Here is a 16,359-nt window from a genome sequence, read left to right as displayed (position 1 = left end):
AGGAGCTGATTTGGATAATCATACGATTTGGCATATAGTTATACTTATAATACTTTTAGGTCTTTCAGGCTTTTTTTCATCGGCGGAGACGGCATTTACAAGTTCAAACCACATAAAGCTTCGTACCCTTGCCTCAAAGGGAAATACAAATGCGGTTCTTGTACTTAAGATAATGAAAAAGCCTGAAAAAATGCTTTCAGCGGTGCTTATAGGCAATAATATAGTAAATCTTTCAGCCTCGGCACTTCTAACCGCTATTACTATAAAACTGTTCGGCAATGCTTCAATAGGTGCAGCAACGGGAATACTTACATTTTTAGTGCTTATATTCGGCGAGATAGCACCTAAGAGTTTTGCAACAAAAAATGCTGAAGTGCTTGTACTTATATATGCCGCACCTGTATACGGGCTTATATTTGTACTTACACCTGTAATTGCTGCGGTAAATATTGCTGCAAGTGCGGTATTAAAGGCTTTTGGAATTGACGTTAAAAAAAATAATGAAGCCATGACTGAAGATGAACTTAGGACCATAGTCAATGTAAGTCATGAAGAGGGAGTGATTGAAAATGAAGAAAGAAATATTATAAATAATGTTTTTGATTTTGCCGGAGTGCTTGCAAAGGATGTGATGGTTCAGCGCATAGACATGGTATTTATAGATATAAATGCAGGATATGATGAGATTATAGAAATATACAGGCAGGAGAGGTATACACGACTGCCTGTATATGAGGGCAGTACCGACAATGTAGTAGGTATAATAAATATAAAGGATCTGCTGCTTTATGATAAAAGTGAGGATTTTTATATAAAGGATTATATGAGAAAGCCTCTTTTTACTTATGAATATAAAAAGTTGTCGGAGCTTTTACTGCAGATGAAAAAATCATACAGCAATCTTGCCGTGGTTCTTGATGAATACGGGATAACTGCCGGCATGGTTACAATGGAGGATATACTTGAGGAGATAGTCGGCGAGATAAGGGATGAATATGATACTGACGAGGAGGACAGTTTTAAGAAGCTGGGAGAAGGCATATATATGCTTGACGGCTTTGTAAAGCTTGATGAAATCAATGAAAGACTGGGAACAAACCTGTGCCTTGATGATTATGAGTCGATAGGAGGGTTTGTTATGGGACAGCTTGAACATATTCCCAAGGTCAGGGAAGGTATAAAGGTAGGAGATGTAAGCCTGACTGTTGAAAAGATGGATAAGGCGAGGGTGGATAAGGTGAGGCTTGAACTGCTGAATAAGACTCAGAAACTGTAAAATTTTGATTTGTCTGAATATAAATTGCGATTGGTTGTTAATTGTTAATTTTTAACATATATATATAAGATTATAAAATAAATTTGTTTAAAAGGTAGTTTGTAAAAAACATTTTTATTGGTATAATGTATAAGAGGAATAAAAGTATATAGAAATATTTATAGGATTAACATTACTTAGAGCATTAAAGAGAGTTTGTTTATTATATCAGGAGGAAAGATATGATGAAAGAAAAGTACTATTCCATAGGGAACACGTCCTCTCTCTGCAGAATTCCTGTAAAAACGCTTCGTTATTATGATAAGATTGATGTTTTAGTACCAAGTCTTAGAAAAGAAGGCAGCCATTATCGCTACTATAGCAGAGAACAACTTAGGGCAGTTTTTATTATAAAACGGCTTAGATTTTTAGGATTTTCATTAAACGAAATAAAAGAGATATTAAAAGAAAATAAACTTGATCATATGGAATATATACTGAAAATCAGGCTTGGCAGACTGCGTGAGGAAATTGAAGAATTAAAGCGCAAGCATAATGAGGCGGAGATATTTTTAAGGAATATTTTATCAGGAAAAAAATACTTTAGTATTGATTCGGATCCGGAAGAGAGAATAACAATTGAAAAAAGACCTGAGATATTTTTATACAGCAGACGGAAAATTATGTATTCTTATAGAAATGAAGATGTAAACCTTGAAAATTGGATACAGATTATTGAAGATGTAAGGAATGAGAAGCTAAGTGTATGCGGTTCTATTTTTGTAACGTATAATTCTGAAATTTTCGGTCAATTTTTTCAAAAAGACTGTGAAGTGGAATTTGCCATACAGGTTGAAAACAAATGTAAGGATATGGATAATGTTCATAAGTTCGGGGGATTTGAGGCTGCGACTTTAGTTCATGCAGGCGATTATAAAGATATATTTAAGTCCTATCTGGCATTAAAAAGATGGATAGATAGGAAAGGTTATAGTATAGCAGGACATTCCACTGAAGAATTTATAGTTTCTCCGGTAGATATAGGGAATAATATGATGCATATAACAAAGATTATTATACCTGTAAAGAAGCAATAGGAAAAAAGCGATAAGAAAAAATCATATAAAAAAATTTATACTGTAATTTCACAAAACACTTCACCAGGTGGAGAGTTTGATAAAGTAAGACTTGGTAAGAATAATAAAAAAATATCAAAGGTATTTATAAAAATCTAGTATTATTAATAGTGTTTTTGTGTAAATATATGGGTATATAATAGTTTTTTTGTAAAAATAAAGATTTGTTTTATAAACAAATGGGAGGGTAATGTTTAATTACCCTCTTTTTTTATTGAATTTTAAGACTGCCCGTATTGACTTGCCATTTCCTGTATGCTCTAAAATATATTTATAACAAAGTTATAAAATCTTATATTTTACTTTAGTTCTATGCTCAAGAATCAGGTGAAATATAAAAGGTTTTAGACTTAAAGCTTTACATTTACGGAAAGGAGGATAAATCATGGATGCAGGCTATATTTTTTCAATAGCAGTCGGAAGTGCAATTGTTGCAGGGACATGGACAGGTATAAGCACCGCCTATGCAGGACCGCTTATTGTAAGCTGGGTAGGTTTTGCCGGATGCACCTCATATTTTACTGCAGGCGGCGGAAAGAACGGTTTTATAAGATCTATGGTCAGTAATTATGCAGGAGTGCTTATAGGCTGCATTGTAATTATGCTTGGAAGTCTTATATCGGACGGACCGCTTTTTAGCGGGATATGTACAGGCTTTTTTACAGGTGTAATATGTTATCTTGCACATTGTGATCTTACAAAATTTGTGCCATGCACATTTATAGGAGGGTTTTCGACATTTGCTTCAGGAGGTAATTGGAAAATGCTTTTAATATGCCTGCTGTTTGGAAATTTGGTTGGTGTCGGAAGCGATTATTTAGGAAGATTTATTTATAAAAGTATCTTTGAAAAGAGAAACAGGGGAAGTAATAAAAAAGACTGGATAATTGCAAAAATACTTAAAGATTGATATTTGAACCATAGACGGTAAGAGGAAGGAATAAAAATATGAGCGATATTGTTAAAAAAGCATATGCCCGGGAGGCTGAAACGGGCTTTAATTACAGAACTGCTATGGAAGAAGCTTCAAGATGCCTTTTATGTGAAGATGCTCCATGCAGTCGGGATTGTCCTGCTTCAACAAACCCTGCAAAGTTTATAAGGTCATTGCGCTTTAAAAATATAAAGGGGGCGGCAGAAACGATACGTGAAAACAATCCGCTGGGCGGATGCTGTGCATGGATATGCCCATATGACAGGCTTTGTGAAAAAGCATGCAGCAGGGTGGGAATTGACAGACCTATAAAAATAGGAAGTCTTCAGAGATTTCTTATAGAAGAGGAAGAACGGGGAAAGATGGACTTTATCAAAGCAAAACCCTTATGCGGTAAGAAAGTTGCCTGTATAGGTTCAGGACCCGCTTCACTTTCATGTGCAAGACAGCTTGCGGCTGAGGGGGTAAGTGTAGAGATATATGAATGCAAAGCTTCTGCAGGAGGTATTTTAAGTCATGGAATTACACCGACAAGACTTCCCCAAAGAGTTGTTGACCATGATATAGAGCTTATTAAAAGACTTGGAGTAAAATTTCATTTCGGTGAAAAGATATCTAAGGAAAACATTGACAGCCTGAAAGATAAGTTTGATGCGATTTTTATAGGTATAGGACTTTGGTCCTCGAAAAAACCTGATATAAAAGGAAAGGAATTTAGCGGTGTTGAGTATGCACTTGACTTTTTAGAGAGGGCAAGAAGTAATACGAAATCGGTAGTGCTTAATGATGATGTGGTGGTTATAGGCGGAGGTAATGTGGCTATGGATTGTGTAAGTACTGCAAAACAGCTCGGTGCCAAAAATGCTGTAATAGTTTACAGAAGAAGTATAGAAGAGGCACCTGCGGATATAGATGAGCTTAAATTTGTACAGTCAATGGGAATCCCGGTAATAACGAATTTTATACCTGAAGAAATAAAAGGCAGTGAAGGGAGAGTAAAAGGCATAAGGTTTAGGGGGAGAGATGGATATTCAGAACTTTTACTTAATGCACAGCACATTATTTTTGCTATAGGTCAGGAGCAGGTAAGTGAATTTAAGGATATTAAAGAAAAAGAAAATATTTTTATAGGCGGCGATGCGGCTCACAGTTCAGGAGCTACAGTAGTTGAGGCTGTAGCCCAAGGAAAAGCTTCGGCAGTAAAAATTCTTAATTATTTCAAATCCTTAGACAGCTTATGTAAAACAGGAGGTAAAGTATGACTTTAAAAAGAGACTTATCAATAGATTTTTTAGGAGTTCATTGTGAAAATCCTTTTTTCCTGTCATCTTCTCCTGTGGGCAGCAATTATGAAATGTGTGCAAAGGCACTTGAATGTGGTTGGGGAGGTATTTTTTATAAAACAATAAGTGTATTTATTCCAAATGAATGTTCACCAAGATTTGATATAGCTTCAAAAGAAAATACTCCGTGGACAGGTTTTAAAAATATGGAGATGACATCCGATAAACCTAACGAAGTGAATTTCGGATATATAAAAAGGCTTAAGAAAGATTTTCCTGAAAAGGTTATTGTAGCCAGTATAATGGGAAGCAATGATGACGAATGGGCAGTGCTTGCAAAAGAGGCGCAAAAAGCCGGTTCCGATATGATAGAATGTAATTTTTCATGCCCGCAGATGACCTCATCTACTATGGGTTCCGATGTAGGGCAAAGTCCCGAACTTGTAAAACACTATTGTGAAGTTGTGTCTGCAAATACGACTCTGCCTGTAATAGCTAAAATGACTCCGAATATAGGAAATATGGAGATACCTGCCAGGGCGGCGATTGAAGGCGGTGCAAAGGGAATAGCGGCAATAAACACCGTTAAATCAATTACTAATATTGATCTGGATTTGAATATAGGTATGCCGGTGGTAAACGGAAAATCTTCGGTGTCAGGTTATTCGGGAGCGGCGGTAAAACCGATAGCACTTAGATTTATATCGGATTTAAAGCATGATCCGCTTCTTAAGTCAATACCTTTAACAGGTATAGGAGGGATAGAAACCTGGCGTGATTGTGTGGAGTTTTTATTACTTGGTGCCTCAAATATCCAGGTAACGACTGCCATAATGCAGTATGGCTATCGTATAGTTGAAGATATGATAAGCGGTTTGTCATTTTATATGGAAGATTACGGGATAAAAAAGGTTGAGGATATAGTCGGAAAAGCGCTTGACAGTATAGTGGGTGCCGATGAACTTGACAGAACATATAAGATACTTGTAAAAGTGAATGAGGAAAATGCACGGGCTGTAAAAGATGTTATGTTTCATGTTTTGACGGGGGGCATCAGGCAATAATATTTGATGATGAGAGAAGAAGACCTGAAATTGATGAGGAAAAATGTGTAGGCTGTCATCTCTGTCTGAATGTATGTCCTGTTATGAACTGTATAATGCCAGGAAAACTGGTTATGAAAGATAGCGAGTCAAAACATGATATTTTACTTAAAGAGAGTTATTTATAGGTAAGTTCGTAATTAAAGTGGAAACTGCCTGTATATTTAAATAATTATTTATTGATGAAAGGAAGGCTAAAAAATGAAACATTATAATTTGATTATCAAAAACGGAATAGTGGTTACAACTGAAGGCATGTATAAATGTGATATAGCAGTTAAAGATGAAAAGATAGTTGAAATGGGACTCAATATAGAAGGCGAAGCGGATAAAACAGTTGATGCTTCAGGAATGCTGGTTCTTCCCGGAGCAATGGATGTACATACACATCTTCAGATGCCGTTTGGAGGAACGGTATCTGCTGATAGTTATCTTTCAGGCACAAGAGCTGCCGCATGCGGAGGCGTAACCACACTTTTTGACTATCCTGTTCAAAGAGCCGGCGGCACAATAATGGATCTTATTAATTCAAAAAAGGAAATTCTTGAAAAAGATGCCTGTATAGATTGGGCTTCGCATTGCTGTATAACCAATCTTAATGACGGTGCGATACTTAAGGAGATGGAAAAAGCGGTTGAAGAGGGTATTACAAGCTTTAAGTGTTTTCTGGTTTATAAAAAAGAAAATATGATGGTTGATGACGGAACTCTTGCAAGACTGCTTTTAAGAGCAAGAGAGCTTGGTGCACTTGTAAATATACATGCCGAAAATCCCGATCTTATAGATATGTATACAGAACAGTTTTTAAAGGAAGGTAAAACCGGAGCATGGTATCATTATTTAAGCAGGCCTGAATTTGTGGAAGCCGAGGCTGACAGACGTGCCGTTCATTGGGCAAAGCATCTTAACGGTCCTTTATATGTAGTGCATATGGCTGATAAAGAGGGGCTTGAGGCATGTATCCAGGCGAAAAGAGAAGGTGCCGAGGTTTATATAGAAACCTGCCCGCAGTATCTTGAATTTACATGTGATGTATATAAAAGAGAGGACGGACGCAATTTTGTATGCTCACCTCCTATGAAAGGTCAGGAAAGTCAGGATGCACTTTGGCAGGCTATAAAAGCCGATCTCATAGATACTGTCGCAACAGATCACTGTCCTTTCCAGAGTTATGAAAAAGACTGGGGTAAGGATGATTTTACCAAAATACCGAATGGCTGTGCAGGTGTTGAAAACCTTTATCCGTATATGCTTGATGCGGCAAATAAAGGCAAGATCACCTTTTCACAGGCGGTAGCCCTCTGCTCTACAAATCCGGCAAAGATCTTCGGATGCAGTCAGAAAGGAGAACTCAGAGTAGGTAAGGATGCAGACATAGTAATATATGATAAGAATAAGGACTTTACAGTAAGCGTAAAAAACATGCATTCCGATTATGACCATACTATCTGGGAAGGGAAGAAATTCCACGGTTATCCGGTACAGACCTATTTAAGGGGCAATCTTGTTTATGATAACGGCGAATTTACCGGAAAACCTGGCATGGGAAAATTTGTAAAGAGAGTTCCTAAAAAATGATAATTTATGGATGATGAATACTGTGTGAAATTATCTGACGATACAGGGAAACTTTTATTGTCATATGCACTGGATATAGGGGCTGAAATGCTTGTAAACGGTGCTGAAATCAGCAGAGTGGAAGATTCTATAAGCAGGATTTGTAAGGCTTACGGTGCAAAGGAGATTAATGTCTTTTCAATACCGTATGTAATACTGGTTACTATTTACTGTGAAAATGAGGGATATATAACTCAGAGCAGGAGAATAGAATCATTTAAGTATGATTTATATAAGCTGGAATACCTAAACAGTCTTTCAAGAAATATATGCAGAATAAAGCCTGATATTAAGTCTATAAAAGATGATATTAAAAGCATAAATAAATTAAATGGGGCTTCATTTGTCAGGACATTTATAGGATATGGCATGATTTCAGCCGCATTTACGATATTTTTCGGGGGCAGTACCGCTGAAGCGGTATCTGCCTGTATTATAGGTTTTATGATGCATGCATATGAAACAGTGCTGAAAAAACTGAAGATGAATAAATTTTTAAGTTCCTGTGTGTGTGCCGGAGCGGCGGGGATACTTGCTGTATTATTTGTAAAATTTAACATAGGAGAGTCAGCTGAAAATATAAGTATAGGAAATATAATGGTTCTTATACCCGGGCTTATGATTACAAATTCTTTTAGAGATCTCTTTTCAGGAAATATTATATCCGGTTTTGTACGTTTTACGGAATCCGTTTTATTAAGTATTGCGGTAGCACTTGGAATGTCCATAGGGAAACTGATTTTATAGGTATGAGCAGGTGTTAAAGCGGACTTGGAATACTTAATTTCACTATTTTTAAATAATTGGGCAGAGGTCTGTAATGAGAGAGATAATACAGCTTGCAGCTGCATTCTTTGGAGCATTGGGATTTGCACTTGTTTTTAATCTGAAAGGATCCAGTATGTTGTGGTCTTCGCTTGGCGGTATGCTTTCATGGGGGGTATATCTGACGGCGGCAATATATTTTAAAGGAGAGGGGATAAGGTATTTTTTTGCCGCTTTGTTTTTAGGTCTGTATGCTGAAGTTTTTGCAAGACTTAAAAAAAAGCCTGCGACAGTATTTTTGGCTGTAGGTTTTATACCTCTTATTCCAGGATTTTCACTTTATACAACCATGCACTGTGCGTTAAAAAATCAAAGGGAAAGATTTGCTTTTTACGGTATACAATCACTTTTAATTGCAGGAGCACTTGCAAGCGGCATAATAGTGTCCTTGATCTTATTTCAACTCTTAAAGGAATTTATAAAACAATTTTTTGAATATTTTAGAAAGAGGTTTAGTAAATAACAATTAAAATATTTAAGGAGGTAATTATGTATAAATGCAGTAAACAAAGAATGGAAGATAAGATTAAAACAATGAGTAAGTATGGAGATGCGGGTCATGGAGGAGTTACACGCTATACACTTTCTCAGGAAGATCTTCAGGCGAGAGATGAATTTGTAAAAAGAATGAAGGTAATAGGTGCGGAAATTAAAACCGATGATATGGCAAATATGTATGCCACAATTAAGGGAAGCAGTCCAAATCTGCCGGGTATAGTTATGGCATCTCACTGTGATTCGGTCAGAAACGGAGGAAATTACGACGGAATACTGGGAGTGATGTCTGCAATGGAAGCACTCGAAACCATAGCTGATGAAAAAATTCCTCATAAACATAATATTACTGCAATGATATGGACTAATGAGGAGGGCTCTCTTTATCCTCCGGCAATGATGTCGTCAGGTGTAATTTGCTATGATTATCTGCCTGAGAATATAAGGAAAAATTTTAAACATGAAAATATGCTGCTCTCAAAGTCGGTACTTGATAAAACGGTTACTTTCGGTGAAATGCTTGATAAGAATAAGTATAAAGGTGATAAAAAAAACAGGCTTAATCCAAAAGAGTATTCGGCAATGTTTGAGCTTCATATAGAGCAGGGACCTATACTTGAAGCTGCAGGCAATGATATAGGTGTAGTTACCTGTGTGCTCGGCATGGTAAATTACCGTATAAGAGCTTTCGGTCAGTCGGATCATGCAGGAACAACTCCTATGAAATACAGGAAAGATGCTTTATATGCAGCTGCACTGGCTATACAGCAGCTTCACAATGAGCTTGACAAGCTTGCCCCCGATCTTGTTTATACTACAGGAGAGATACTCTGTCATCCGAATGTACATACAGTAATACCCGATATGGTGGAGTTTTCACTTGATGCAAGACATGAAGATCCTAAAGTGATAGAAGGGGTTGTAAAGGCTATAAAGAATCTTCCGGAAGAATTGGCAAAATGCCGTATAGAAAGTGAAGTGGCATGGACAAGAGATACAGTTTATTTCAATAAAAAACTTGTAGGCTATGTTCAGGAAGCGGTTGATGAACTTGGATATAAAAATCAAAAAATAAATTCGGGAGCAGGTCATGATGCTCAGTTTGCTTCTTATATGATGCCGACAACTATGATTTTTGTTCCGTCAAAAGACGGTCATTCGCATTGTGAGGAAGAATTTACGTCTTTAGAGCAGTGTGTAAAGGGAGCGGAAGTACTTTTAAATGCGGTTTTAAATTTGGATAGGAATTAAAATATTTTTGGAGGAATCTATGAGTACAAGAAAAAAGGCATTACTCAGTTATAAAATGACAACGGCGGATGCAAACAGTCCTGACGGTGTAATACCTTTCGGCAGGCAGTTTGATTTTATAGGTGATGCTGAAACGGAACTTATGATACTTAATGACGGAGATGAGTCTCTCTGTCTTGGATACACAGATGTTGAACTTTATGAAGATGCGTATGTTGGAGATCAGCTTGATTTCAGTGCGGAGCTTATAAAAGCAGGGAATACTTCAAGGACATGCAGGGTAAAAACATATAAGGTTGCAACTTTAGCTTCAAGGATGGGGGTTAAAGATGCAAATCCCGGTGATATGTATTATTTTGACGAGCCTAAACTTATAACGGAAGGCACTGTGGTACTGGTTGTAAAAAAAGAGGTACAGAGGGGAGAGCAGCCTTTCGGAATGGTAAAGGATCCATGGAGAGAAGTTGAATCGATCTAGATGTAGAGAAGATTGCGAATGTTTGCTTAATATGTAAATATAATTGATGAAAGATGAGGAAAGGTAATATGCATGAAATTACTATGAGGTACCGTATGTCAACCAGAGATGCATTTTATGGGGGAGGTGTTGTAAATGGTGCAAGATCTATAACCCTTTTAGAAGATGCAGCCGACAGGCTTATGGCAAAGGTATATAAAAATACAGGAAGATGCTCTAAAGTAAAAAAAATAAGGCTTTTTGTACCGTGTTTTGCAGGAGATTATATTGAAATAAGGGCACGTATACTGAAGGAAGAAGATGAAAAAACACTGATAGAGGTTCGTTCATTTAAAGTTGCACAAATTCCTGAAAAGCCGAAATTTGCAAGTTCTATAGATGTACTTGAGGATCCTCCGCTTTCAACTCTTGCCATATTTGAATATGAGATACCTAAAAAAAAACTGGATAGGAAATCAGGTAATAAAGCACTTTCAGGAATAAGGGTACTTGATTTGACACATGCATATAACGGTCCGTTTTGTACCACATTACTTGGAGATAACGGAGCCGAAGTAATAAAGTTTGAACCTATAGGCGGGGAACAGTGCAGATTTTGGCCTCCTATAGATGAAAAGACAAATGAAAGCGGATTTTATGCATTTCTTAACCGCAATAAAAAGGGCTGTACTATTAATCTTAAATCGGATAAAGGCAGAGAAATATTTTATAAGCTTGTAAAAGAGGCTGATATTGTTGTTGAAAATTTTAGACCGGGTGTTACTAAAAAACTTAAGGTAGACTATGAAACATTAAAGAAAATAAATCCCGGCATTATATATGCCTCAGGAACCGGATTTGGGCAGTATGGTCCTTTATCACACAGACCTTGTTATGATATCGTGGCACAGTCGCTTGCAGGCATGGTAAATATCACAGGCTACCCGGATACTCCACCGGTAAAAGTGGGTGCTTCAATAGCCGATAATGTTACAGGTATATACCTATGTGTAGGTGTTTTAATGGCACTGTACAGAAGAAGTGTTACCGGTAAGGGGCAGCATGTAGACGTGGCTATGGCGGATACTATATTTACTTTACTTGAAAATGCTATAGTTACAACAACTCTTTCAGGTACAATACCTCAAAGACAAGGAAATATAGATCTTACTATAGCACCGTTTAATATTTATGAGGCAGAAGACGGTTATGTGGCACTTGGAGTCGGGAATGACAAGCTTTTTAAGGTATTTTGTGATGTTATAGGACGCAGTGATCTTGTACAGCATCCTAAATACTGTACAAATGACCTTAGAGTAAAAAATTACAATGACGGACTGCATGATATTATAGTGCAATGGGTTAAAAAGCATAAAAAGAGAGATATTGAGGAAATGTTTGATAAAGTCGGCATTCCATGCGGTCCCGTACTTGATATGAAGGAGGCGATAGAGCATCCGCAGTTTCAGGAGAGAGAGATGATGGTGCATATGGAGCATCCCTTAATAGGTGATATGTATTTTCAGGGATGCCCGATAAAATTAAGTGCAACCCCCGGAAGCGTAGATACACCTGCTCCGATGCTTGGGCAACATAATAAGGAAATCTACGGTCTGTCCGATGCTGAGCTTGAAGAGCTTAAAAAAGAAGGAATAATTTAATACAAAAAAGGAGCCTGTCAGGCGGATTTTAACTATCCGCCCGGCAGGTTTTTATTTATGCTCAAATTCAGTTGACAAATTTTTTTATTCCTGTTACAATATAAAAAACAGACCGACTGTCAGTCTAAAAAGGAGGAAAACTTATGAAGAATAAAAAAGAACAGATTTTGGATATTTCATTCTCTCTTTTTCTGGAAAAGGGATATGATAATACTTCAATTAGTGATATTTTAAGTAAATTGGATATTGCGAGGGGCACTCTGTATTATCATTTTGAATCTAAAGAGGCAATTATGGATGCGATTATAGAGCGTTCTGCAAAAAAAATAGTAGAAGAGGCACAAAGTATTGTTTTGAAGAAAGAACTGCCCGTATATGAAAAGATTTTTGCATTGTTTTCAAGTACGAGTATGAAGCGTTTATCCGGCGGGAATTTGATGATTGATTATATGAATCAACCTCAGAATGCACTTTTTCATGAAAAGAGCAACATATCCTTCATTCAAAAAATCACTCCTATACTGGGGGATATTATCAAAGAGGGTGTGGAAGAAGGTATATTTCACAATGCTTTTCCTTATGAGAGTGCGGAGCTGATTTTGGTTATGATCATAGGATTTATAGATGTACATTATGAAAATATGGATAAAAAGGATTTAGAACGCCGGACGGAGAGCCTTTTATACAATATAGAGCGAATGCTGGGGGCAAAAGAGGGGAGTTTCGACAGATTAAAGGTATTGTCCTGATATTAAAAGTGAGGTGGATAAGATGAGTAACGGATATAAGAAATTTTTATTATTATGGGGAGCCAGCCTTATTTCGGCAAGCGGCTCGGGTATGAGTTCTTTTGCACTTGGTATTTTTATTTATCAAAAAACAGGGATGAGCAGTATGACCGGATTAATGATTCTGGCAGGTTTTCTTCCGGGGCTTCTTTTTTCCCCGTTTGCAGGTGTTTTGGCAGATCGTCATGACCGCAGGCTGTTGATGCTTATGGGAGACGGATTATCCATTACAGGTTTGCTGTGTATACTGTTTTCTTTGCAGTTTCTGCATGAAACATTTCTAATTGGAGGAATACTTCTTGGAGCGGCGATAAGTTCAGGATTTTCTTCTCTGGTGGAGCCGTCATTTCGTTCTACGATATCAGATCTGCTGGAAAAAGAGGAATATACAAAAGCGAGTGGAATGGTGCAGCTGATACCGGCTTCACGCTATCTGCTTTCACCGGTGCTTTCAGGACTAGTTTTAAGCATTGCAGGCATCCGTTCGATCCTTTTTCTTGACATTCTAACCATACTGATTACTTTACCGGTTACCTATGCTGTAAGAAAGGAAATGAAGGGAGTATGTCGTCCTGTGGAAGCTAAACTGGGGGAAGATTTGAAATTCGGTTTTCATATTATTTATGATAAAAAGGGACTCTGGGTTCTGGTTATGCTGGGCATTTTGGTTTCCTTTTGTCTGGGGACAGTTCAGACTCTTATGATACCGATGCTTTTGTCCTTTGGTGGAGAATCTTTCGCAGGATTTGCAACTACGATTTCAGCTTTCGGAATGTTGGCAGGCGGATTAATTTTAGGCAGGGTGAGTATAAAAAAAGATTTGACGTATATTTTGCAGTTTGCTCTGTTTGGAATGGGATTTTTTATGGCTGCATTTGCATGGAGAGAGAATAAGATCATGGTCTGTCTTTTCGGGTTTTGTCTTTTTTTGAGCCTGCCGTTTGCAAATACGGCGATGGATTATCTGGTAAGAGTTACTGTTCCGTCAGTTCATCAGGGAAAAGCATGGGGACTTATAGGTCTTATTTCTCAGGTGGGTTATGTAGCCGCATACGCCCTGACAGGAGTGCTCGTTGATTTTATTATAAATCCTTTTATACAAAAGGAAGGCGGTATTGCAAGGGCGGTTCTGGCGTTAATCGGCAGAGGCGAGGGGAGAAGTGCTGCACTTATGATTATTCTTGCAGGTGCTTTCCTTATGATTATAGCCTTGACTTTGCCATGCAGGAATGAAATTAGAAAATTGGAGGAAGAGCATGTATTGGACGCTGCTTAAAAATGATATAAAGTATAATCGTCTGCAAAGTTTTAATATTGCATTTTTCATTATCCTGTCAGTTGCGTTTTTGGCAGTGGCAGGTCAGCTTACGATTCGCTTAAATGACTCTATTCATAGCTTGCTTGAAAAAGCAGAGACTCCTCATCTTTTACAGATGCATACCGGAGAGATAAATATGGAGCGAATGAAATTATTTGTGGAATCTCATCCTGAGATTGAGGAATATCAGATTCTGGAATTTTTAAATATAGATCAATCTCTCCTTGCTTTTAACGGAGTTTCATTGAAAGATTTTGTATATGATAACGGTTTTTCGGTGCAAAGTCCGAAGTTTGATTATTTGCTGGATCTGAAAGGAAACAAGATTAATCCGAAAATCGGAGAGGTATATGTTCCTATATTCTATCAAAGTGCAGGACTTGTCAAGGAGGGAGATATTCTCAGTATTCGAGATCACAGGCTTAAAGTAACGGGTTTTGTAAGAGATTCCCAGATGAATTCATCAATATCCATTTCCAAGCGTTTTATAATCAATGAGGAGGATTATAGCTCCATTAAAGCATTGGGAAATCCGGAGTATTTGATAGAGTTTCGTTTGCATGATTTAAAGGATTCTTCAAAGATTGAAGCCGCTTATGCTGAATCAGGATTAGAATCAAACGGACCGCCTTTTTTAAGTTATCGCCTGTTCAAAATTGTAAATGCTTTTTCAGATGGTATTACGATCATTGCCTTGCTTTTAATAGGTATGCTTATTATAGGGATTTCGCTCTTATGTATACGTTTTACTCTTTTGGCTAAGCTTGAAGAGGATTACAGGGAACTTGCCGTACTAAAAGCAATCGGTATATCTCCGGCAGAGATCAGGCTGTTATTTCTGGCAAAATATCTTTTCATAGCAGGGATATCTTCGATAGCGGGATTCTTTCTCTCATTTCTGCTAAAGCGTCCCTTTCTTGCAAATATGAAGATGTTTTTCGGAGAGACGCAGGAAAGCGGATTAAGCTATGCGGCTGCGTTTATCCTAAGTGCACTTATATTTCTGGTGATTTATCTTTATATGAATAAACTCTCAAAAAGGTTAAAATATTTGAAGTTAAATGAGAATGCGGTAGAGGAAAAAGAAATTTTTTTACACTCTCTTTCGAATTTGCCGAAGATGCTGCAGCTTGTAATCAGCGATTTTTTTGCCAGAAAAAAGATGTACTTTACACTGGTTTCGGTTTTTGTGCTTTCAGTATTTATTCTGACAATTCCGATGTCAATATATTCGACTATATCGGATAAGAATTTTGTAAACTACCTGGGTGTAGGAGTTTATGATATACGAATAGATATATCTGAGACTGCAAAAAATGAAGAGGCACTGCAAGCACTGCTTAAGGATTTGGAGAAAGACCCTGCCGTAGATAAATTTGAACTTTACACAGGAAAGCTGGTCGATTACAGGACAGAGGAAGGAACGAGGCAAAAACTGTGGATTGATTCCGGCAAACAAAGCAGTTTTCCGATAAGATATATTTCGGGAAAGGCTCCATTAAGTGATTATGAAATAGCATTATCGAAGCTGGCATCTGATGAATTGTCAAAGAAAGAAGGGGACAGCATTACTCTCCTGATTGGAAATGAAGAAAGAGTGCTGAGAGTATCGGGGATTTTTTCGGACCTGACAAACGGGGGTAAGACTGCAAAAACAAACTTTCGTATTGACGAAGGTGATACCGTGTGGACAGTGATTCCTATAAGGCTACATGAGAGCTCCTCTGTCAGAGATTTTATGGAGGATTATACACAGCGATATTCTTTTGCCAGATTTGCAGATACTGAGACTTATCTAAAACAGATATTCGGAAATACGATTGTGATGGTAGAAAATATTACCAAAGTAGCATTAGCTGCCTGTCTTTTTCTGGTTTTCCTGATTGTAAGTCTGTTTGTCAGGATGATGTATTTAAAGGATAGAGGACAGAATGCTATTTTGAAATCAATCGGTTTTAGCAATAGGAGTTTATATTTACAGTATATGGCAAAAACGGTTTTTAGCTTAAGTGCGGGTATTTTAGCAGGGAACCTTCTGGTTTTGAGTGTAGGCGATCGATTGACAGGAAAGATTCTTTCTCTTATCGGAGTTAGCGGTGTGCATTTTGTCAGAAATCCGATCTTTACATATTTTTTGGTTCCTTTCGCAATGCTGTTATCTGCTGTTTTTGCTACAATCATTGGAGTAAAAGGATTAAGCAGAATGAATATTGCCGAGTTTTTAAAGGAGGAATGA

Annotated in this window: 15 protein-coding genes; all 15 read left to right on the top strand. The window is 37.4% G+C overall.

Annotation, left to right across the window (positions count from 1 at the left end; translation table 11 throughout):
• Positions 1–10 precede the first annotated feature (10 nt).
• The 15 genes from HMPREF9333_RS08925 (at position 11) to HMPREF9333_RS08860 (ending at position 16,359) form a co-directional block, all read left to right on the top strand.
• A complete protein-coding gene (locus HMPREF9333_RS08925) occupies positions 11–1,276 on the top strand; it encodes an HlyC/CorC family transporter (RefSeq protein ID WP_005541502.1) in 1,266 nt (421 codons plus the stop codon).
• A 221-nt stretch (positions 1,277–1,497) separates the two neighbouring features.
• Entirely contained in the window at positions 1,498–2,352 is an 855-nt protein-coding gene (locus HMPREF9333_RS08920) for a MerR family transcriptional regulator (protein WP_005541501.1), read from the top strand.
• Positions 2,353–2,776: 424 nt separating this feature from the next.
• Positions 2,777–3,301 (top strand): DUF1097 domain-containing protein, encoded by a 525-nt coding sequence (locus tag HMPREF9333_RS08915; protein WP_005541500.1) that lies wholly within the window; start codon positions 2,777–2,779, stop codon positions 3,299–3,301.
• A 38-nt stretch (positions 3,302–3,339) separates the two neighbouring features.
• On the top strand, positions 3,340–4,587 hold the full coding sequence (locus HMPREF9333_RS08910; RefSeq protein WP_005541499.1) for an FAD-dependent oxidoreductase: 1,248 nt from the start codon (positions 3,340–3,342) through the stop codon (positions 4,585–4,587).
• Positions 4,584–5,672 carry an NAD-dependent dihydropyrimidine dehydrogenase subunit PreA gene (preA, locus tag HMPREF9333_RS08905; RefSeq protein ID WP_005541498.1) on the top strand — a complete coding sequence of 363 codons (1,089 nt, stop codon included), beginning with the start codon at positions 4,584–4,586 and terminating at the stop codon, positions 5,670–5,672. Before HMPREF9333_RS08910 ends, preA begins: the two co-directional genes overlap by 4 nt.
• Positions 5,669–5,839, top strand: a complete 171-nt coding sequence (locus HMPREF9333_RS13660; RefSeq protein ID WP_334290605.1) for a 4Fe-4S dicluster-binding protein — start codon at positions 5,669–5,671, stop codon at positions 5,837–5,839. The genes preA and HMPREF9333_RS13660 overlap by 4 nt, the downstream gene beginning before the upstream one ends.
• 73 nt (positions 5,840–5,912) lie before the next feature.
• Positions 5,913–7,289, top strand: a complete 1,377-nt coding sequence (gene hydA / locus HMPREF9333_RS08900) for a dihydropyrimidinase (protein ID WP_005541497.1) — start codon at positions 5,913–5,915, stop codon at positions 7,287–7,289.
• A 6-nt stretch (positions 7,290–7,295) separates the two neighbouring features.
• On the top strand, positions 7,296–8,075 hold the full coding sequence (locus HMPREF9333_RS08895; protein WP_005541496.1) for a threonine/serine exporter family protein: 780 nt from the start codon (positions 7,296–7,298) through the stop codon (positions 8,073–8,075).
• Between the two features lie 73 nt (positions 8,076–8,148).
• Entirely contained in the window at positions 8,149–8,616 is a 468-nt protein-coding gene (locus tag HMPREF9333_RS08890; RefSeq protein WP_005541495.1) for a threonine/serine exporter family protein, read from the top strand.
• Positions 8,617–8,642: 26 nt separating this feature from the next.
• Positions 8,643–9,899 (top strand): Zn-dependent hydrolase, encoded by a 1,257-nt coding sequence (locus HMPREF9333_RS08885; RefSeq protein WP_005541494.1) that lies wholly within the window; start codon positions 8,643–8,645, stop codon positions 9,897–9,899.
• Between the two features lie 19 nt (positions 9,900–9,918).
• Positions 9,919–10,377, top strand: a complete 459-nt coding sequence (locus tag HMPREF9333_RS08880; RefSeq protein ID WP_005541493.1) for a hypothetical protein — start codon at positions 9,919–9,921, stop codon at positions 10,375–10,377.
• Positions 10,378–10,445: 68 nt separating this feature from the next.
• The gene (locus tag HMPREF9333_RS08875; RefSeq protein WP_005541492.1) at positions 10,446–12,017 is read left to right on the top strand and encodes a CaiB/BaiF CoA transferase family protein; all 1,572 of its coding nucleotides are present in this window, start codon (positions 10,446–10,448) and stop codon (positions 12,015–12,017) included.
• Between the two features lie 143 nt (positions 12,018–12,160).
• Positions 12,161–12,766 carry a TetR/AcrR family transcriptional regulator gene (locus tag HMPREF9333_RS08870; RefSeq protein WP_005541491.1) on the top strand — a complete coding sequence of 202 codons (606 nt, stop codon included), beginning with the start codon at positions 12,161–12,163 and terminating at the stop codon, positions 12,764–12,766.
• Between the two features lie 22 nt (positions 12,767–12,788).
• Entirely contained in the window at positions 12,789–14,081 is a 1,293-nt protein-coding gene (locus tag HMPREF9333_RS08865) for an MFS transporter (RefSeq protein ID WP_005541490.1), read from the top strand.
• Entirely contained in the window at positions 14,062–16,359 is a 2,298-nt protein-coding gene (locus tag HMPREF9333_RS08860) for an ABC transporter permease (protein WP_040882753.1), read from the top strand. The genes HMPREF9333_RS08865 and HMPREF9333_RS08860 overlap by 20 nt, the downstream gene beginning before the upstream one ends.

The sequence above is a fragment of the Johnsonella ignava ATCC 51276 genome (assembly GCF_000235445.1).
Taxonomy (GTDB): Bacteria; Bacillota; Clostridia; order Lachnospirales; family Lachnospiraceae; genus Johnsonella; species Johnsonella ignava.
The sequence above is the reverse complement of the archived record's forward strand: the minus strand, read 5'-3'. Positions and strand labels throughout refer to the sequence as shown.